We start from the raw sequence: 16,933 nt of genomic DNA on the forward strand, positions 1-16,933 counted from the left end.
GCCGCGACGCGGCCATCGCGTGAGCGGATGGAAAGCGGTGATCGTCGACGTCGACGACACCCTGTGCCTGACCGAGGCGGCATCGTTCGACCTGGAGAACGACGTGCTCGCGGCGATGGCCCGCCCGCCGATGCCCCGCGAGATCCACCTGGCCACCTGGGGCGAGCCGCTGCTGGACGCGATGCCGCAGCGCTCCCCCGGCGTGGACCTGACCCGGTTCGCCGCCCTGTTCCCGGTCCTGCACCAGCAGTACCTCGCGGACGGCCGGCTGGACGTGATCCCACCGGAGAACTTGCGCACCCTCGACCACCTGGTGGCCGACGGCCGTACCGTCCTGCTGCTCACCTCCCGCACCGAGCCGGAGGTCCGCCACCTCCTCGCCCCCGACCACGTCCTGGCCACCCGCATCACCGGCGCCTACCACCAGGGCAACACCCGCTTCCGCAAGCCGGACCCGAGAGTCTTCGACGAGCTGCTGGCCGAGACCGGCTTCGGTCCCGGCCAGTGCGTCTACGTGGGCGACTCCCCGGGCGACGCGGCAGCGGCCGCCGGCGCGGGCATCGCGTTCATCGCCTGCCTGCAGAGCGGCGTCCGTCGCCGAGACGAGTTCGACCCGCGCCACGTCACCGCCGCGGTCGGCACGTTCCCCGAGATCCTCGCTACGATCGGCCGGTCATGACCGATCTGATCGCCCTGCCGCCCGGCCGGGTGACATTGTCGGACCGCCGGTCGCAGCGCGTGTGGACCGTCGACCTGCAGCCCTACCTGCTCGCCAGGGCCCCGGTCACCCAACGCGAGTACGCCGAGGTCACCGGCGAGCGCCCGAGCGCCGCCGCGGGCGAGAACCGGCCGGTCGAGAGCGTGTCGTGGTGGGACGCGGTGCGTTTCTGCAACGCCCGGTCCGAGCAGGACGACCTGGAACCCACCTACCGCCTGGCCGGCGACACGATCGAGTGGAACCCGGCCGCCGCCGGCTACCGCCTGCCGACCGAGGCCGAGTGGGAATATGCCTGCCGCGCCGGCACGTCCGGCCCGCGCTACGGCCCGCTGGACGAGATCGCGTGGTACCGCGCCAATGCCGGCGAGCACCTCCACGACGTGGCCGGCAAGCAGCCGAACGCGTGGGGCCTGCACGACATGCTGGGCAATGTCTGGGACTGGTGCTGGGACCTCTACGACCCCGAGGTCTACGGCACCTACCGCTCCCTGCGCGGCGGCGGCTGGTTCGACGAGCACTGGAGCTGCCGCGCCTCGGTCCGCCGCCGCAGCCACCCCAGCCTGACCCTGGACGACGTCGGCTTCCGCCTGGCCCGCACGATCACCGGCTGGTAGGCCGCATGCCAACCTTTCCGGCGCAAGCTCCGCGCGGCGTTGTCAGGTGTAACCTGACAGCTGTCAGGGGCAGCCTGACAGACTGCTATCGCCGGAGGAAACGATGACCAGCGAAACACTCCAGTTGTCCTGCTCCTTCTGCGCCAAGCCGAGCTCGGCCGTCGAGAAGGTGATCGCCGGCCCCGGTGTCTACATCTGCAACGAGTGCGTCGATCTATGCAACGACATCCTCCGGCCCGACCAGGAGGACTCCGCCGGCTCGGAAGCACGGCTGTCAGCCTGGGAGGACGGGATGACCGACGAGCAGATCCTCGATCAGCTTCCCCGCGTCGCGGCGGCCGGGGCGCAGACCGAGGCAAGCCTCCAGCGCCTGGTCACCCTCCTGCGGGAACGGCGAGTGACCTGGGCGCGCATCGGCACGGCCCTGGGAATCGCCCGGCAGTCCGCGTGGGAACGATTCTCCGGAGAGGAGTAGGGCGAACTCCCGGCCGGCGAGCCGCCGCGCGTTCCGGGTCATGACTCGCGGCGGCTGCCGATCCCCCGGATCAGTGGGCGCGCAGGCCTTTCAAAAAGCGGCCGACGTCGGTTCGGGCCATCGTGAGGGCCTGCTCAGGCGTCGACGAATCGGCCATCGTGGCGGCCGCCTCACAAAGCGCGCCGATCACCAGCCGGGTGCGCAGGGCGTCGTCGCCCGCGGTCACCTCGCCCGCCTCCCGCAGCCGCTTGAATGCCTGCTGCAGCAGGCCCGCGCTATCCCGGGTTGCCCGAGGCGCTGCGCGGACTGGAGGTGGCGAGACCGGGTAGCCACCATCGTCGGGCGCTTCCCGGACGTCCGGCTTGCCGTCACCGCGTACGCCAGGGTGGATGATTTGTGCTTCGTGAGCTGGAACGGCACCGCAACCGCCGCCGGAACGCCGATCACCTGGGACGGCATCGACCGCATGCGCCTGCGCAACGGCTTGGTCGTCGATTCCCTGGTCGCCTTCGACACCACCGGCCTGCGACCAGCGGCCTGACTCGGGCGCGGCTATTCGGGGCCGGCGTTGCCGGGATAGTCGCCGATGCTGATCGAGGACAGACAACCGGTGCCGTCCTCGTCGTCGGCACTCCAGTAGACGTGTTTCCGCGAGCGCCAGTAGTAGTCGTGGTACCCGAGCAGATCGCCGTAGACCCGCGACTCCTCGGTCCGGTCCGCCGGCCCGAACGTGCGGCGGAACTCCTCGTAGGACCGCAGGTACCCGAAGTGGGCCAGATGGCCGCGCTCCGCGCCGTAGAGCGCGAATCCGGCGACCAGCGAACCCACGATCTGGCAGCTGAAGTGGCCGGCGAAATACAGCATGCCGCCATCCACGAAGGCGCTGTCGATCACGTCGTCGAGGGTCAGCCTCCGGCCGTCCGCCGCGAAGTACTCGGGAATCCGGTCGGTGCCGACGATCGAACGGTGGACGATCGAGGAGCCTGCCTCAATGATCCGGCCTCGCGGCAGAGTGCCGGCGGCGTCCGCCCCGAACGGCACACCGGCGAGGCTCAACGTCGCCGGGTCCAGGTCGGCCCGGGCCAGCACACCGAGGTCATCCAAGATCTCGATCACCGTCACTCCGCCGGCTGCGGAGTCGGCTGGAACGCGACGTCGGTCACGTCGGCGACCAGCTCGGTGAGATCGGTGCCGTAGGCGGCCGGCTCGACGACGCGCAAGACAACGGCGAACGGCCGGTCGGCGCCGAAGGTGCGGCCGAGCTCGGGGTGATGCGCGGCCAGGTAGCGGGCGGCGGCAAGGTTGGTGCCCGCGCTCAGACCACCGATGAAGAACACCGGGCGGCCACCGGCCGGCCCCCAGAACCGGGCAAGCAGGACGTAGCTGGTCTCCGGGCTGAGGACGTACGCGGTGCCGCCGACCGTGAATGACATCCGGCGCTCCTGGTCGTCGAAGACCTCGTACTTCACGCCCCGCAGAATCGCGCGCACATGCGTAGCGCTGCGTGGGCTGGCCCCGCCCGGGCCCCCGACGCAGAACTCGGTCAGCCGGCCGATCTCGCCGGTCGGCTGGTCCTCGCCGACCCGGTCGGCGTGCGCGCCACACTCCCGGGCGATGGTCGCCAACTCCACCAGCGCGGCGACGTCGCGGCGGTGCACGCTGGACTCCCGCGGCGACGACGCGTGCCGCGACACCACCAGCAAACAGCTCGACCCGGCGCTGAGGCCGAAGAAAGCACGTTCCCGGCTCAGCTTGCGCCGGCGCAGCAGGAACCCCGCAAGCCAGACGGCCGTACCGGCGATGACGCTCGCCAGCAGATTGATCAGAAGGTCGCCCACGCCTTGATGATGTCCGATGCCGTGAAGCCGCGAACCCTTGCCACGCCATAGCCAATCGTCGAATCGATGTCCGCCGGTGCAAAATCGCAGGCGGCGTCGATCTTGGATGGGCATACTGCTCCCATCAAAACTTGCCGAGGCTCTCGCGCTGCGCGCGGATGCGTCGCGTCGCACTGAACAGCTCCGTTCTCGCATCACCGGCAGCGCACGCTTCCAGGGCGCGGGGTTCGATTCCCTGACATACATCGCATGCTCAGCACGCAACACAGGTGACGGCGCACAGGGCACAGCACACAACCGGGTGCAGATCCACGACGGCGAGGGCGGGATCGGGGAACTCCGCGTCCTTGAACGACAGTCCACTAGACGACGGGCACCGGTGGGGCCTCGAGCAGGGTGCGGTCGCCGTCGGCGCCGTGGGTCAGGGCGGCGGCGACGTCCTCGTGCGGGGTGCCCAGGCGGACCGCGCTGACCTCGGCCAGGCGCCGGTAGTGCTCGTCGCCGAGTTGCAGGTCCAGGGCCTTCAGGTATTCCGCCAGCTGGGCCGGGGTGCGCGGGCCGACGATCGGGATCAGAGCCGTCGGGGCCAGGGCCGCCCGGTGGCGCAGCCAGGCCAGGGCGACCTGGACCGGGCCGGCGCCGAGTTCGCCGGCGGTCGCCAGCACGGCGTCGACGACGGCGGAGCGCTGGGTGGTGCCCTCGATGCCGGCGCCGCGGGCGCTGAGCCGGCCTTGCTCGCCGTGCCGGTACTTGCCGGTGAGCAGCCCGCCCGCCAGCGGTGAGTACAGCACCACGCCCAGGCCGTGGGCCTCCGCCATCGGCAGCAGCTCCCGCTCGGCGGAGCGTTCGGCCAGGCTGTACTCGGTCTGGATACCGGACAGCGGGGCCAGCCCGCGCAGGTCCGCCCGGATCGCGGCGCCGGCGATTCGCCAGGCCGGGAAGTTGGAGAGTCCGCCGTGCCGGATCTTGCCCGACCGGACCAGGTCGTCGAGGCCGGCTAGGATCTCCTCGATCGGGGTGATCCCGTCCGGGAAGTGCGGCATGAAGACGTCGACGTAGTCGGTTTTCAGCCGGCGCAGGCTCTCCTCCAGCGAGCGCACCATCGTCTTGCGGCTGTTCCCGGTCGTGCCCGGCCGGGGGTGGGTCTGCCGCGTCCCGCTGTACTTGGTGATCACCACGAAGTCGTCGCGCTCCCGCCCGAGCAGCTCGCCGAGCATGGTCTCGGCCTGCCCGTCCCGGTAGAGGTTGGACGTGTCGAACGTGGTGCCGCCGGCGGCGACGAAGGCCGAGAAGATCTCCCGCGACGCCTCGGGGCCGGCCCCGTCGCCGGCGGCGGTGCTGAAGTTCGCGGTCCCGAGCGCGAACTCCGACACGCGCAGTCCGGTCCGGCGGCCAAAGGTCTGATAGCGCATGGCGTCTCCTGAAGGGGTAGGCTCGCCACGGTAGCAAATAAACCGAGGGGTCACTCTTTATGCCGAGGGTCAGTCAGGCGCATCTCGATGCACGCCGCCAGCAGATCGTCGATGCCGCCCGCGCCCGGTTCGCCAGTCACGGCTTCGCGCGCACGTCGATGGCCGACATCGTGGCCGAGTCCGGGCTCTCCAACGGCGCGATCTACCGGTACTTCACGAGCAAGGACGAGATCGTCATCGCCGTCTGCGAGCAGGGGACGGAGGCCCTGCCGAAGGCGCTCACCGCGGAGGCCGTCGCCGGCTTCCTCGAGCATGTGCGCAGGCTGGCGCGGGACACCGACCACGCCCGCCTGGTCGCCCAGATCTACGCCGAGGCGGCTGTGTCACCGCCGCTCGCGGCCGTGGTGCGCCAGCAGCTGGCGGCCATGCGCGCGGCGGTCGCCGAGCTGGTGCCCGAGCATCGGCGCCCGGACGCCGCGCCGATCGCCGAGGCGTTCGTGGCCCTCAGCGCCAGCTACAGCCAGCAGCTGGCGATCCGCGGCGACCTCGACCCAGCCCCCTTCACCGCGGCGCTGATGGCCATCATCAACTAATTAAAGAGAGTGATCTCTCATTTAAGGGGAGGACCGATGCCGGCACCGACCGACCCGGTCCGGACCGCGCGACTCGTCCTGACCCCGATCGGGGCCGACGACATCCACGACCTGACGCTCCTGTACGCCGATCCGGAGGTCGCCTACTGGACCGGCCCCTGGACCGGCAGGACGGTGGCGGCCTGGACCGCGGCCATGACAGCCCGATGGGCGTCCGACGGAGTCGGCAAGTGGATGGCCCGCGACCGGGCGGACGGGTCGCTCGTCGGGCGCGGCGGCTTCACCCGCATCGACCTCGACGGCGAGGCGGTGCTGGAACTCGGCTGGGTGGTGCGCGACGCCCGCACCGGCCGCGGCTACGCGACCGAGCTCGGCCGGGCCGCGCTCACCTGGGCCGGCACGCACCACCCGGAGCTGCCGATCGTGGCGTTCACCGAGGTGCACAACCACGCGTCGCGGGCGGTCATGGAACGGCTCGGCATGCGACCGGCCGGCCGCATCCGGCGCGAGGGCCTTGTCGAGGGGCGCCCCGGCTTGCACCCGGACGCCCCTTTCGCGCTGTACCGAACGTGAGGCGATCAGGCCGGGAGGGTCCACTTCTGGTTGGCGGCGGCCGTGCAGTCCCAGATCTGCAGGCGGGTGCCGTCGGCCGAGCTCGGCCCGGTGGCGTCCAGGCACTTGCCGAGCGACCTCAGGGTGCCGTCGGAGCCGGCCGACCACTGCTGGGCGGCACTGCCGTTGCAGTCGTACAACTGAATCTTCGTGCCGTTGGCCGACGAGGCCGAGGTCACGTCGAGGCACTTGCCGAGGGCGCGGACGGTGCCGTCCGCGCCGACCGTCCAGGACTGGGCGGTGGTGCCGTTGCAGGTGTAGAGCTGGACCGCGGCGCCGTCGGCCGAGCTCGCGCCGGCGACGTCGACGCACTTGCCGCCGTAACCGACGACCTGGCCGGTGCGCGACGGACCCGCGCCCGCGTCGCCGGCGCCCGCCCACACGTACGTGCCGGTGGTCTTGGCCGGCAGGGTCGCGGTGAACTGGCGTGTTCCCGCCCGTACGGTGAAGGTCTGGCTTGCCGCAGTTTGGTTTACCGCCACCGTCACCAGGGAGTTGTCCGGGTTGACGAAGGCGACGTTCGTGACCGTGCCGGTCGAGCCGTAACCGCTGCTCACCCGCTTCGCGCCGGCCTGCACGAACTTCGAGAACTGGGCGACCATGTTGTAGTCCGGCAGCTTCCAGAACGTGTCCGGGCTCGACGCGCTCTGCACCAGCATGGTCGGATCGGGCGAACCGGACCAGCGCTCGGGCGAGCGGTTCTGGTCGAGCATCGACACCCAGCCCTCGTAGAGCGTGGCCTGGTTGCGGAAGTACTGCACGATCCGGTCAGCGCCGGCGGTCCCCCACACCGACCGCTCGGTCATCAGCACGTCCTTGTCGGGGTAGGTCGCCTTGACCGTCGCCATCACTGAGGGATCACCGGCGTAGTCGTGGAACGCGACCCCGTCGACCGAGGAGCGGGCGTCGGCGGTGAGCACCCCGGCGGCGTACGAGGCGCCCTCGGAGAAGTTGTGGTCGAACGCCCAGATCTTCGTCGCCGGCAGCTCGGCGCGGACCGCCTTGGCCAGCTGGCGTTCCTGATCGGCGGAGACGAGCATGCCCGGGTAGTCGGCCGGCGAGAACAACGGCTCGTTCTGCAGGGTCAGGGCAAAAATCGGGACACCCAGCGCCGCGTACGCCCGGACCGCCTTGCCGTAGTAAGAGGCCAGATGCGGGATGTACTGGCTGAGCAGCGAACCGCCGATGATGTTGTTGCTGGTCTTCATCCACGGCGGGGCGCTCCACGCGCTCGCGAAGATCTTCAGGTTCGGGTTGATCGCGAGAGCCTGCTGCAGCGTCGAGACGATGTGGTAATCGATGTCGCGCTGGATGGAGAAGCGGGACAACGACGGGTCGGCCGCCCCGTCGTCGTAGGTGTAGAAGTCGTGCGAGGTGAAGTCACTGGTGCCCAGGGTGATCCGGACGACGTTGAAGCCGGCCCCACTGACCGGGTCGACCAGCGCCCGCAGCGCGGCGTCCCGCCCGGCCGCGCTCATCCGGGACAGGTTGTAGATCGTGGACTCCTCGAGCGAGGAGCCGACGCCGAGCACGGTCTGATACTGCTGCGTCGTGTCGACGGTGATGGTCGCGGCGCCGCCGGCGGCCGCGGTGGCCAGGTCGGCCTGGCGGCTCAGCTGGTAGGGCGTGCCGGCCAGCCCGGTGGCCGGGTTGGTGTACCAATTGCCGTTCTTGGGCTCGTAGCCGGCGGTGCGCGACTCGGAGCTGAGGTAGACCTGCACGGTGGCGGCAGGGGCGGCGTAGGCAGGAACGCTGAGGCCGGCGGCAGCAAGGACCAGAGCGAGAACGACGGCTTGACGGGTACGGAACATGTCACCTCGACGCATTTATCAGGGCTTGAAGTAACGGCCCGGAAATCCTCCCGGCTCGATCGAGGCCAGTCAATGGTCCCTGGTTCCGGAACGCGAAAACCCTTGGCCCGCACCGCTGGATCGAGCGCAGAATGGCGGCGTGGACAAGTTCTCGGTGGTGGTCGGGGCCGGCACGCGCAGATCGGCGAAGGACGACGCGGTCCCGTTCCCGCACCGGTGGACCCCGGAGGGCGTCACGGTCGAGGCCGACTTCACCGGCGCCCACCTGCTGCACCTGGCCGCCGCCGGCTGTGTCCTCAACGACATCTACCGCGAGGCGGACGCCCTGGGCATCCGCGTCGACGGCGTCGAGGTGCGTGCCTCCGGCGACTTCGACGAGTCCACGTGGTCGTCGACCGGCATCGTCTACGCCGTGGCGGTCGACACGCCGGCGCCGCCGGAAGAGCTGACGAGGCTGCTCGACCGGGTCGACGAGGTGGCCGAGATCCCCCGGGCGATCCGGGCCGGGGCGACGGTGGAGCGCGCGTGATGGAGAAGCTCGTCCGGTCCGGCCCGCTGACCCTGTGGACCGAGCAGAGCGGCAACCCGGCCCACCCCGCCGTCCTGCTGATCATGGGCCAGGCCGCGCAGGCCGTCCACTGCCCCGACGCCCTGGTCGACCGCCTGGTCGAGCGCGGTTTCCAGACCATCCGCTTCGACCACCGCGACACCGGTCTCTCGAGCACGGTCAACTTCGATCAGCATCCGTACGTCATTGCCGACATGTCCCGGGACTGCCTGGCGATCCTCGACGCCTACGACCGGCCCGACGCGCACGTCGCCGGCGCCTCCCTCGGCGGCGTCATCGCCCAGTGGCTGGCCGTCCACGCGCCGGCCCGGGTGCGCACCCTGACCCTGCTGACCACCACCCCGATGCTGGCCGCCGACCCGGCTGACATCGCCCCGGTCACCCAGCGCTTCCGCGATCACGTCGCCCGCCCGCACGAACCGGGCCCCGAAGCCGACGTCGCCCTGTTCCGGGTCATGAACGGCGAGAGCCTCCCGTTCGACGAGCAGGCCGCCCGCGCCATGTCCGAGCGGGCGTGGTCACGAGCCGCCGACCCGGCCGCCGCGGCCAACCACAGCCGGGCTGCCTACGCGGACGACCCCACCCTGTCGGCCCCGCTGTCCACCATCACCGCACCGACCACCATCGTGCACGGCGACCAGGACCCGATCTTCCCGCTCCCCCACGCTGAGGCCCTGACCAAGGCGATCCCGCACGCCCGCCTCGAGCTGATCCCCGGCATGGGCCACACCTTCTTCACCCCCGGCCTCCCGGAACGGATAGCCGACCTGATCGCCAGATAGGGCGACGACACCGCGGGCCCGATCACCACCGCCATGCGCCAGGCCCTGGAACACCTCGACGATCCCTCCCTAGACGTGGACTGGCCAGCCACCGCGGCTTCGACCGCCGCTACCGCGCAACCGCCGGCTGCTCCCCACTGCAGTGGCTCCTGCACCAGCGAGTACTGCGCGCCCAGCAGATCCTCGCGACGACCACCCTGCCGATCGACACCGTCGCCCGAGCAAGCGGCTTCACGCCGCTTCGTAGGCGTCCCCCACAGTCCTACCGCACCACCTTCCGAACCACCGAGCCAGCCAAGAGCGCCCGGCAAATGGCGTCAATTATCCCGCGATAACTGATTTTGAATCCTCTCACCCGCCGCCAGAAAGCCCTATGCGAGCGGCCGGGCCGATCGCTGTTCGATTCGTCAAGCAATTCTCATGGCAGCCTTTGCGGGATTGGCATGGTCAATCATTGGCGGCGGCTCTCTGCGGTGCGGAAGAATGTATTCATGCGACAGCGGCAGCTCCAGTTATTCAACAACTCCGAACTCGCCGCTATGCGTGACCTAACGAAGGCTCGCAATTATTCGGTGGAGGCGGACGAATTTCGCCGCGAGCATGCGCGTCACCGGCGGTGGGGCCTTGCAAGGCGCCATGCCCGGAAACTGTGCCGGTCGCAGGGCTGCTCGGCCGAGTGCGGGGCGGTGGGCCTGCATGAGTACTGCGAACAGATTCCGCCGCTGATCTGGGACGACGAGACCACCGTAAGGCGACCACCGCAGCGCGCGCCGGGCGTCGAGGCCCGAGTCTTGCGGGATGTGCCGCCGCGCAGTGGGCAACAGGCCGGTCATGCGGGCCTCGCCGATGCGCCAGCGGTTGCCCGCCGGCCCGACCGGTCAGTCCAGGCCGGATTTACCGGCCAGTCAGAAGTCACCGGTCAGGCGCCGGCAGCCCGCCCCGCTCGAGCGATCGAGCACTCGCACGCCGCCGGTCAAACTCAAGCAACCGCCCAGACACAACCAGCTGGGCGGACACTCGCAGCCAGCCACACGCAAGCGATCCACCAGACGAAAGCGACCGACCGGGCGCACCCAGCCGAGCGAACGCCCGTGGCCGGTCAAATGCAAGCGAGAGACCGGGCGTCGGCGGCGGGCCAGGAGCGAGCCGCGGTCTTGGCGGGAGCGGCCGCCCATGCTGAGTCAACACATCGGCTCGAGTCGGGCGGCCGCCGTGGATATGCAGTGCGAAGCGGGACGGCGGCGACTGGCTGGGGCCGCCACGCGGCCGTCCACCGCTCGCGGCCCTCCTCTAAATCAGCAGCCATAAGCCGCGCACGTGAAGCCGCGATTGCGGCGCAACCCGATACGCGACGGTCGGTCGTCCGTTGCCGTCGGCGCGTCACGGTGCGAGTCGGAAACGCACCACTGGCTATGCCTAATCTCCCCACATCAAACAGGAAAGTCGCCCGGAAGTGCCATTCTGCCAGCCGGAATATCAATCGGCAAAATGCGCGACCACCGCCGGCGCCGCGGAGAACAAATTACCTTCTTGCAGACCTCCGGCGCAACTACGTACCCGTTCTCTGGACACCGTTAAGAACGCGCGGACGTTTTTTGCAGCATCGGCGCAGTCCAAACCTAGGGCCTGCTTCGTAGGGCGCGGATCCGTTGGGTTGGTGGCGGCGATGAACTCGAAGCGCGGCGTACCGGATCTCGTCCCCAACGGCTGCCGCGCGCCCTGAGCACAATGACCTACGGCACGCGATCGAGAGAGTCAGCGGGGGCAGCCACGGTCGTGGCGCCCGGCCGCAACGCCTGGCGGCGGTGCGGCTGCGCATGGTGGGCGTCTCGTTTGTGTCCTCCGTTGGTCAAGCCTGCGGCGGGCTGACATTCGCTCGGGACAGTCGGTACTCGTACGGGCCCAGCTCGTCGTCGCCGAGCTTTACCGGGGTGGGGTTGTGGTTGATCAGGGTGATCAGGCCGCTGCGTGCGCAGGCCTCGACGTTCGGTGGGAGGTCGGCCATCACCGGGGTGATGCCGCGGTGGGTGGCCAGGCGGGCGGCCAGTGACACGCGGTCGGCCTCGGTGGCCATCGTGGCCAGGTGCCAGGCCTCGCCCTGGCCGAACGGGTGGCGGGTCAGGGCGGGGGTGCCGTCGGTGAAGGTTTCCAGGACTTCGGCGCCGGAGAGGACGATCTCCTCGCGGAGGATCTCGCCGCGGAGGTTGGTCGCGTATGACGCCTCGGTGCCCTGGACGCCGGCAAAATCGGTCACGGTCAGGCCCAGGGCCTCGCCCAGGCGCTGGGTGAAGCCGCCCGGCAGGAAGCCGTCGTTCTCGTCGGCCACGTCGGTGTAGGCGGTGGTGAACAGGCAGCCGCCGGATGCTACGAACTGGACCAGCGGGGAAGCGTCGCTCATGAGGTAGAGGCTGGGCGCTACCACCACGTCGTACCCGTCGAATGGTCCGGTTGATCTGACGATGTCGACCTGGATGTTCAGCTCGTGGAAGGCGGCGTGCCAGCCCTGCACCTGGGCCAGGTAGTTGAAGCGGGCCGGGTGGTTGGGCTGGTCGAGGGCCCAGTGGCAGTTCCAGTCGAGGACGATGGCGACCGACGCGTCGCGGCCGGGTGCGGGCAGGTCGCCCAGCGTGCGCAGCGCGGCGCCCAGTTCGGCGACCTCGCGGTAGGTGCGGGTGGACGGGCCGGCGTGCGGCAGCATCGCGGAGTGGAACTTCTCGGAACCGCGGGCGGCCTGCCGCCACTGGAAGAACAGCACGCCGTCGGCGCCGCGGCCCACCGCCTGCATGCTCATCGCGGCCATCTGCCCGGGCGCCTTGACCGCGTTGTTGGGGCGCCAATTTACCTGGTTGGGGGCCTGTTCCATGAGGATCCACGGGGTGCCGGGCTTGAGTGAGCGCATCAGGTCCCGGCCGAACGCCGCCGTGCGGAAGGAGTGCGGGTCGCGCGGGTCGGGGTAGCTGTCGTCGGAGATGACGTCGAGCTCGTCGGCCCAGGACCAGTAGTCGGCGTTCGGGAACGCGCCCATCATGTTGGTGGTGATCGGCTGGGTGGCGCCGGCATCCCGGATGATCCGCTTCTCCATGCGCAGCAGTTCGAGGAGCATGTCGGAGCTGAACCGGCGGAAGTCGAGCTGCTGGGTCGGGTTGACCGCGGCCGGCGTCAGCCGGGGCGGCACGATCTGCTCGAAGCCGGTGTAGCGCTGCGACCAGAACGTGGTGCCCCAGGCGGCGTTCAACGAGCCGATGTCGCCGTAACGACGGACGAGCCAGGAACGGAAGGCGACGGCCGCCTGGTCCGAGTAGTCGTACGTGGTGTGACAGCCCAGCTCATTGTTGATGTGCCACATCACGACCGCGGGGTGGTCCTTATAACGGTCGACGAGCGCGGAGACCAGCTCAGAGGCGAGCCGCCGATAGTCCGGCGAGGTCGGCGCGTAGTGCTGCCGGCTTCCCGGCCACCGGATCGCGCCCTCCCGGGTGGTGGTGAGGATGTCCGGATATTTGTAGGTAGCCCACGGCGGGGTGGACGCGGTCGCAGTGGCCAAATCGACCGCCACTCCCCCGGCGTGCAGCAGGTCGAGAACCCGGTCCAGCCAGTCGAAGTCGAAAACTCCCTCTTCCGGCTGGATCCGGGCCCAGGAGAAGACCCCCACCGTGGCCAGGTTGACACCGGCCCGCCGCATCAGCTCGACATCCTCCGGCCACACCTCTTCGGGCCACTGCTCCGGGTTGTAGTCACCACCGTAGAAGATCGCCATCCCTACATACTGCAACGCTGATGGCACACCCCAACGCACGGAACCCCCCCAGATCTTGGGCCGCCCTGGCGTCCACGTCTTCCAGAGGCCCCAACGCACGGAACCGCCCCCAGATCTTGGGCCGCCCTGGTGTCTACGTTTTCCAGAGGCCCCGACTCACGGAACTACCTGCGATTGCCCCGTTGATGAGGAGGCAGTCGATTTTCTGTCGCCGCGGGGTGTGCGGTGCCAGAAAATCGGCTGCCTCCTCATCAACCTCCCAGGGGCAATCGCCCGCTGAGCGCAGCGAAGCCATTCAGCTCAGCAGCCGTGTGCACCCACCCCAGCCCCGCACCCCATGAGCACACCGCCCACCCCACCCTCGCACCCCGTGAGCACACCGCCCACCCCACCCCCGCACCCCGTGAGCACACCGCCCAGCTCAGTGACTGACCAAGCTGTAATTGTCGGTAGTCACCTCGCCCACCGCGTCGAGGGTGAGGCCAAAGCTGACCGCTCGGGTGCCAGAAGGCACCACAGGCGTGACCCAAGACGCCGTCGTGTAGGACGCGGCCGCCGCGAACGGTGGGCTCTGTGTCCACCACGACCAGTTACCGCTGGTGTCCTGCCGGTAGAGGGTGAAGTACGTCGGCTGCGTGCCGTGATAGGAAACGGACAGGCTGAGAGTCTTGCCGGGCGTGACGAGCGGCGCGCAGTTGCCGCTGTCCCACCCGGGAATCAGCTTGGCGTCGCCGTCGTCCCGGTCGGTGAGTTCGAGCTTCTGGGCGTAGGCGCCGTCCGCCGCGTCGGTCACCCGGGTCCACACCGGTGTGTTCGAACCGTAGCCCGCACCGGTCCAGCATGCCGGGTAACCATCCGCGCCGGGTGTTTCCAGGGATGGGTTGACCAGGGCGTTGACCCCGTCCGGCGCCGGTGACAGCGGATTGTCGGCGAACCCGAGGTCGTCGACCACGAGCGTGCCGACGCTGTCGATGGTGAGCCCGGAACTGGCCGCCACGGCGGTGGCCGGGGGCGCCGGCGTGTTCCACACCGCGTGCTGCCAGGTGGCCGACGGCGCGATGCGCGGGCTCTGGGTCCAGTAGCTCCACTGGCCGAGCGCATTGCGCTGGTAGAGCGTGAAGAACACCGGGACATCCGACTTGTACCAGGCGCTCGCCTGGTAGGTGCGGCCCGGCGCCACCTGCGACGAGCAGGCGCCCAGGTCGAACCGCGGGATCACCTTGGCGTCGCCGTCGGTCAGCGCGGTGACCTGGATCTGCGAGGCGAAGCCGCCGGTGTGCGCGTCGGTCACCCGGGTCTGCACGGCGGTGTTGTCGCCGTAGCCCGCGGACTGCCAGCAGTCGGGCAGGTTCGGGTCGAACGCGCTGACGTCCTCGAGCGACGGGTTGCGCACGGTGTTGACGCCGGGATCGCCGGGTGCCGGCGGAGCGGTCGCCGGGACCGCCGCGTGGACGGCGCCGCCGACCACCTGGTCGACCCGCTTGACCGTGGTGCCGACCGCGGTGCGCGGCGCGAGCCAGTCGAGGAACGCGTCCAAGGTGGCCGATGAGATCGATTCGGCCGGGCACCCGGTGTCGCAGAGGTGGTGCAGGTTGAACGGCAGCCAGCCGCCGGTGACCTCGGCCCGGGTGACCAGGTCCTGCAGCTCGGCCAGGGTGGTGGTCACCTCGACGTCGTCGGGGGTGCGGACGGCGTACGCGTCGGCCGGCGGCACCGTCTCGGCCGGTGGGCAGTCGTCGCAGTCGGTGGCGTCGTAGAGATCGCCGACCGCCCGGGCGCTGTTGTAGCCGCAGTGCTGGGCGGTCGCCTCGATGCCGGGGTCGAGGTTGGCGAACGGGTAGGCGAACGACGTCACGTCGAATCCCCAGGACAAAAGCGTGTTGCGGTCGGTGCAGATCTGCCGGTTCTGCTCGTCCGGAACGAGCGTCAGCAGATCTTGATGAGTTGCGGTGTGGCCGCCGATTTCGTGACCGTTCGCGGCCAGGTCGTCCAATTGTGAACGGGTCATGTATGACGGCATGCCGATCAGCGCGGAGTTGATGTAGAAGGTGCCGACCATTGCGTGATCTTGCAAGAGACTCTGCGCGGTCAGTTGATCGGCGACGCCATCGTCGAAGGTGAAGCTCACGGCGAGCGGATTGGTGATCGAGGCCCGCGCCGCACCGGGAACGATCAGGATGGCGGCGCCCGCCAACACCGTCGCGAACAGGTATTTTACCGCTTTTTTCATGGTCACGGCTCCTCGGCTGTGACTTGCGTTGCGGACCCTGCCAGGGTGCACGACCAGTCCCGGAAAACGGGATAGCAGATATCCGACAGGGGGTCGAAAGTGGACAGACAGTACGTGAATCAATGTTTCAGGTCGATTTCGTGATCATTTCGGAGAAGCGGCACATTGCCAAAACGAAAGAAGTGTCATTGACGTGCCTCTTTCCATGGTCCACTTCGGTCAGACCATTTTGAGATCGGCCGAATGGGCCAACGTCACTCCGTCGTACGGACCCTTCTCCCCCGGTCCGGGACGCCGAAATACTCAGCCCGGGCGCCCACCCGCCAGTGGACGCCGATTTTCCGAGGGGACGGAAAAAATAATGGGATCAGCTGAAGCGTCCAGTTCGGACACCAGCGACGATCGTCGGGGCGGTGGTGGGGTACCGCCCGTCCAACAGATCAACGTCGGCGTGCTGGGCGTCGGCTACTGGGGCTCCAAGCAGCTTCGGGTCATGCGAGCCACACCGGGGGTCGGCCGGGTCGTCGCCATCGACGCACGCCTGCCACTGCTCTCCGGGATGGCGCACCTGCTGGCCACCGGCGAGGGGTTCACCTCGCTCGAAGCGGCTCTGCCACACATCGACGCGGTGGTCATCGCGACCCCGCCGGCCTCGCACGTGCCGCTCGGGCTGGCGGCCATTCGCGCAGGCAAACACGTTCTCATCGAGAAGCCGCTGGCGACGAGCGCCGCCGGGGCCCAGGAGCTGATCCAGGCGGCCAAGGACGCCGGGGTCACGCTCATGGTCGGGCATACGTTCGAGTACAACGGCGCCGTCTGGATGCTGCGCGAGCTCGTGCAGAGCCAGGAGCTCGGCGATCTGTACTACCTGGACAGCTCCCGGCTCAACATGGGCCTCTACCAGAGCGACGTCAACGTCATCTCCGACCTGGCGCCGCACGACATCTCCATCGCCAACCACGTGCTCGGCGCGGCGCCCGCCTCGGTGCGGGCCTGGGGGCGCAGGCACGTCGACCCGGTCTTCGAGGACGTCGCACACCTCGAACTCGGTTACGACCACATCGGCGTGCAGGCGCACATCCACGTCAGCTGGCTCGACCCGCGCAAGGTCCGGCTGGTCACGGCGGTCGGCTCGAAGAAGATGGCGGTGTACGACGACACCAACACCGAGGAACGCATCCGCATCCACGACAAGTCGGTCTACCGCAGCGACGGACGAGTGCAGTACCACCACGGCGCGATCAGCTCGCCGGTCATCCGCTTCGACGAGCCGCTGGCCGTGCAGGCCCGGCACTTCGTCGACTGCATGACCACCGGCGCGGTGCCGCGCAGCGACGGGGCCAGCGGTCTCGCCGTCGTCCAGGTCATCGAGGCTGCTCAGCTCTCCCTGGCCCAGGACCGCAAGGTGCTGCTCAGCGAGGTCTCCGGCCTGCCGGAGACGCACACCGGCCTGATCCCGGTCCCGGCGCAGCGCGCCCCCGTGAGCGCCTGACTCCAAGCGCTCGATCCGGCGCGATCAAAAA

General features: G+C 69.4%; 16 protein-coding genes and 1 pseudogene. 10 read left to right on the top strand and 7 right to left on the bottom strand.

Going from position 1 to position 16,933, the window contains the following annotated elements; all coding sequences use genetic code 11:
* Nucleotides 1–19 precede the first annotated feature (19 nt).
* The 3 genes and pseudogenes from AB0E90_RS14815 to AB0E90_RS14825 form a co-directional block, all read left to right on the top strand.
* A complete protein-coding gene (locus tag AB0E90_RS14815; RefSeq protein ID WP_360404279.1) occupies nucleotides 20–679 on the top strand; it encodes an HAD-IA family hydrolase in 660 nt (219 codons plus the stop codon).
* A complete protein-coding gene (locus AB0E90_RS14820; protein WP_360404281.1) occupies nucleotides 676–1,332 on the top strand; it encodes a formylglycine-generating enzyme family protein in 657 nt (218 codons plus the stop codon). Before AB0E90_RS14815 ends, AB0E90_RS14820 begins: the two co-directional genes overlap by 4 nt.
* Before the next feature lie 103 nt (nucleotides 1,333–1,435).
* A pseudogene (locus AB0E90_RS14825) lies at nucleotides 1,436–1,564 on the top strand (ClpX C4-type zinc finger protein); the annotation flags it as partial.
* A gap of 313 nt (nucleotides 1,565–1,877) precedes the next feature.
* Here AB0E90_RS14825 and AB0E90_RS14830 read toward each other — a convergent pair.
* Nucleotides 1,878–2,201 carry a hypothetical protein gene (locus AB0E90_RS14830; RefSeq protein WP_360404405.1) on the bottom strand — a complete coding sequence of 108 codons (324 nt, stop codon included), beginning with the start codon at nucleotides 2,199–2,201 and terminating at the stop codon, nucleotides 1,878–1,880.
* Between AB0E90_RS14830 and AB0E90_RS14835 the strand changes: the two genes are divergently transcribed.
* Nucleotides 2,085–2,348 (top strand): nuclear transport factor 2 family protein, encoded by a 264-nt coding sequence (locus AB0E90_RS14835; RefSeq protein ID WP_360404408.1) that lies wholly within the window; start codon nucleotides 2,085–2,087, stop codon nucleotides 2,346–2,348. The two genes, AB0E90_RS14830 and AB0E90_RS14835, sit on opposite strands and share 117 nt — an antisense overlap.
* 11 nt (nucleotides 2,349–2,359) lie before the next feature.
* Here AB0E90_RS14835 and AB0E90_RS14840 read toward each other — a convergent pair whose 3' ends face one another.
* The 3 genes from AB0E90_RS14840 to AB0E90_RS14850 form a co-directional block, all read right to left on the bottom strand.
* The gene (locus AB0E90_RS14840; RefSeq protein ID WP_360404284.1) at nucleotides 2,360–2,923 is read right to left on the bottom strand and encodes a hypothetical protein; all 564 of its coding nucleotides are present in this window, start codon (nucleotides 2,921–2,923) and stop codon (nucleotides 2,360–2,362) included.
* 2 nt (nucleotides 2,924–2,925) lie between these two features.
* On the bottom strand, nucleotides 2,926–3,645 hold the full coding sequence (locus AB0E90_RS14845) for a hypothetical protein (protein WP_360404287.1): 720 nt from the start codon (nucleotides 3,643–3,645) through the stop codon (nucleotides 2,926–2,928).
* 362 nt (nucleotides 3,646–4,007) lie between these two features.
* Nucleotides 4,008–5,057, bottom strand: coding sequence for an aldo/keto reductase (locus AB0E90_RS14850; protein WP_360404290.1), 1,050 nt, complete (start codon nucleotides 5,055–5,057; stop codon nucleotides 4,008–4,010).
* 59 nt (nucleotides 5,058–5,116) lie between these two features.
* Between AB0E90_RS14850 and AB0E90_RS14855 the strand changes: the two genes are divergently transcribed.
* Together AB0E90_RS14855 and AB0E90_RS14860 are read left to right on the top strand one after the other, a co-directional pair.
* Entirely contained in the window at nucleotides 5,117–5,650 is a 534-nt protein-coding gene (locus AB0E90_RS14855) for a TetR/AcrR family transcriptional regulator (RefSeq protein ID WP_360404293.1), read from the top strand.
* A 36-nt stretch (nucleotides 5,651–5,686) separates the two neighbouring features.
* Nucleotides 5,687–6,223 (top strand): GNAT family N-acetyltransferase, encoded by a 537-nt coding sequence (locus AB0E90_RS14860; RefSeq protein ID WP_360404296.1) that lies wholly within the window; start codon nucleotides 5,687–5,689, stop codon nucleotides 6,221–6,223.
* 5 nt (nucleotides 6,224–6,228) lie between these two features.
* On the opposite strand, the gene AB0E90_RS14865 is transcribed toward AB0E90_RS14860, so the two are convergent.
* Nucleotides 6,229–8,073, bottom strand: coding sequence for a ricin-type beta-trefoil lectin domain protein (locus AB0E90_RS14865; protein WP_360404299.1), 1,845 nt, complete (start codon nucleotides 8,071–8,073; stop codon nucleotides 6,229–6,231).
* 139 nt (nucleotides 8,074–8,212) lie between these two features.
* Here AB0E90_RS14865 and AB0E90_RS14870 point away from each other — a divergent pair, with 139 nt between their 5' ends.
* From AB0E90_RS14870 to AB0E90_RS14880, 3 genes are all read left to right on the top strand, one after another.
* A complete protein-coding gene (locus tag AB0E90_RS14870; protein ID WP_360404302.1) occupies nucleotides 8,213–8,602 on the top strand; it encodes an OsmC family protein in 390 nt (129 codons plus the stop codon).
* Nucleotides 8,602–9,423 (top strand): alpha/beta hydrolase, encoded by an 822-nt coding sequence (locus AB0E90_RS14875; protein WP_360404305.1) that lies wholly within the window; start codon nucleotides 8,602–8,604, stop codon nucleotides 9,421–9,423. The genes AB0E90_RS14870 and AB0E90_RS14875 overlap by 1 nt, the downstream gene beginning before the upstream one ends.
* 80 nt (nucleotides 9,424–9,503) lie before the next feature.
* Nucleotides 9,504–9,758 (top strand): helix-turn-helix domain-containing protein, encoded by a 255-nt coding sequence (locus AB0E90_RS14880; RefSeq protein WP_360404411.1) that lies wholly within the window; start codon nucleotides 9,504–9,506, stop codon nucleotides 9,756–9,758.
* A 1,514-nt stretch (nucleotides 9,759–11,272) separates the two neighbouring features.
* Here AB0E90_RS14880 and AB0E90_RS14885 read toward each other — a convergent pair.
* Together AB0E90_RS14885 and AB0E90_RS14890 are read right to left on the bottom strand one after the other, a co-directional pair.
* The gene (locus AB0E90_RS14885) at nucleotides 11,273–13,180 is read right to left on the bottom strand and encodes a beta-galactosidase (RefSeq protein ID WP_360404308.1); all 1,908 of its coding nucleotides are present in this window, start codon (nucleotides 13,178–13,180) and stop codon (nucleotides 11,273–11,275) included.
* 421 nt (nucleotides 13,181–13,601) lie between these two features.
* On the bottom strand, nucleotides 13,602–15,410 hold the full coding sequence (locus AB0E90_RS14890) for a polysaccharide deacetylase family protein (protein ID WP_360404310.1): 1,809 nt from the start codon (nucleotides 15,408–15,410) through the stop codon (nucleotides 13,602–13,604).
* 451 nt (nucleotides 15,411–15,861) lie between these two features.
* On the opposite strand from AB0E90_RS14890, the gene AB0E90_RS14895 reads away from it, so the two are divergent.
* Entirely contained in the window at nucleotides 15,862–16,902 is a 1,041-nt protein-coding gene (locus AB0E90_RS14895) for a Gfo/Idh/MocA family oxidoreductase (RefSeq protein ID WP_360404414.1), read from the top strand.
* The last annotated feature ends 31 nt before the right edge of the window (nucleotides 16,903–16,933 follow it).

The organism is Actinoplanes sp. NPDC026619, assembly GCF_040638295.1.
GTDB lineage: Bacteria > Actinomycetota > Actinomycetes > Mycobacteriales > Micromonosporaceae > Actinoplanes.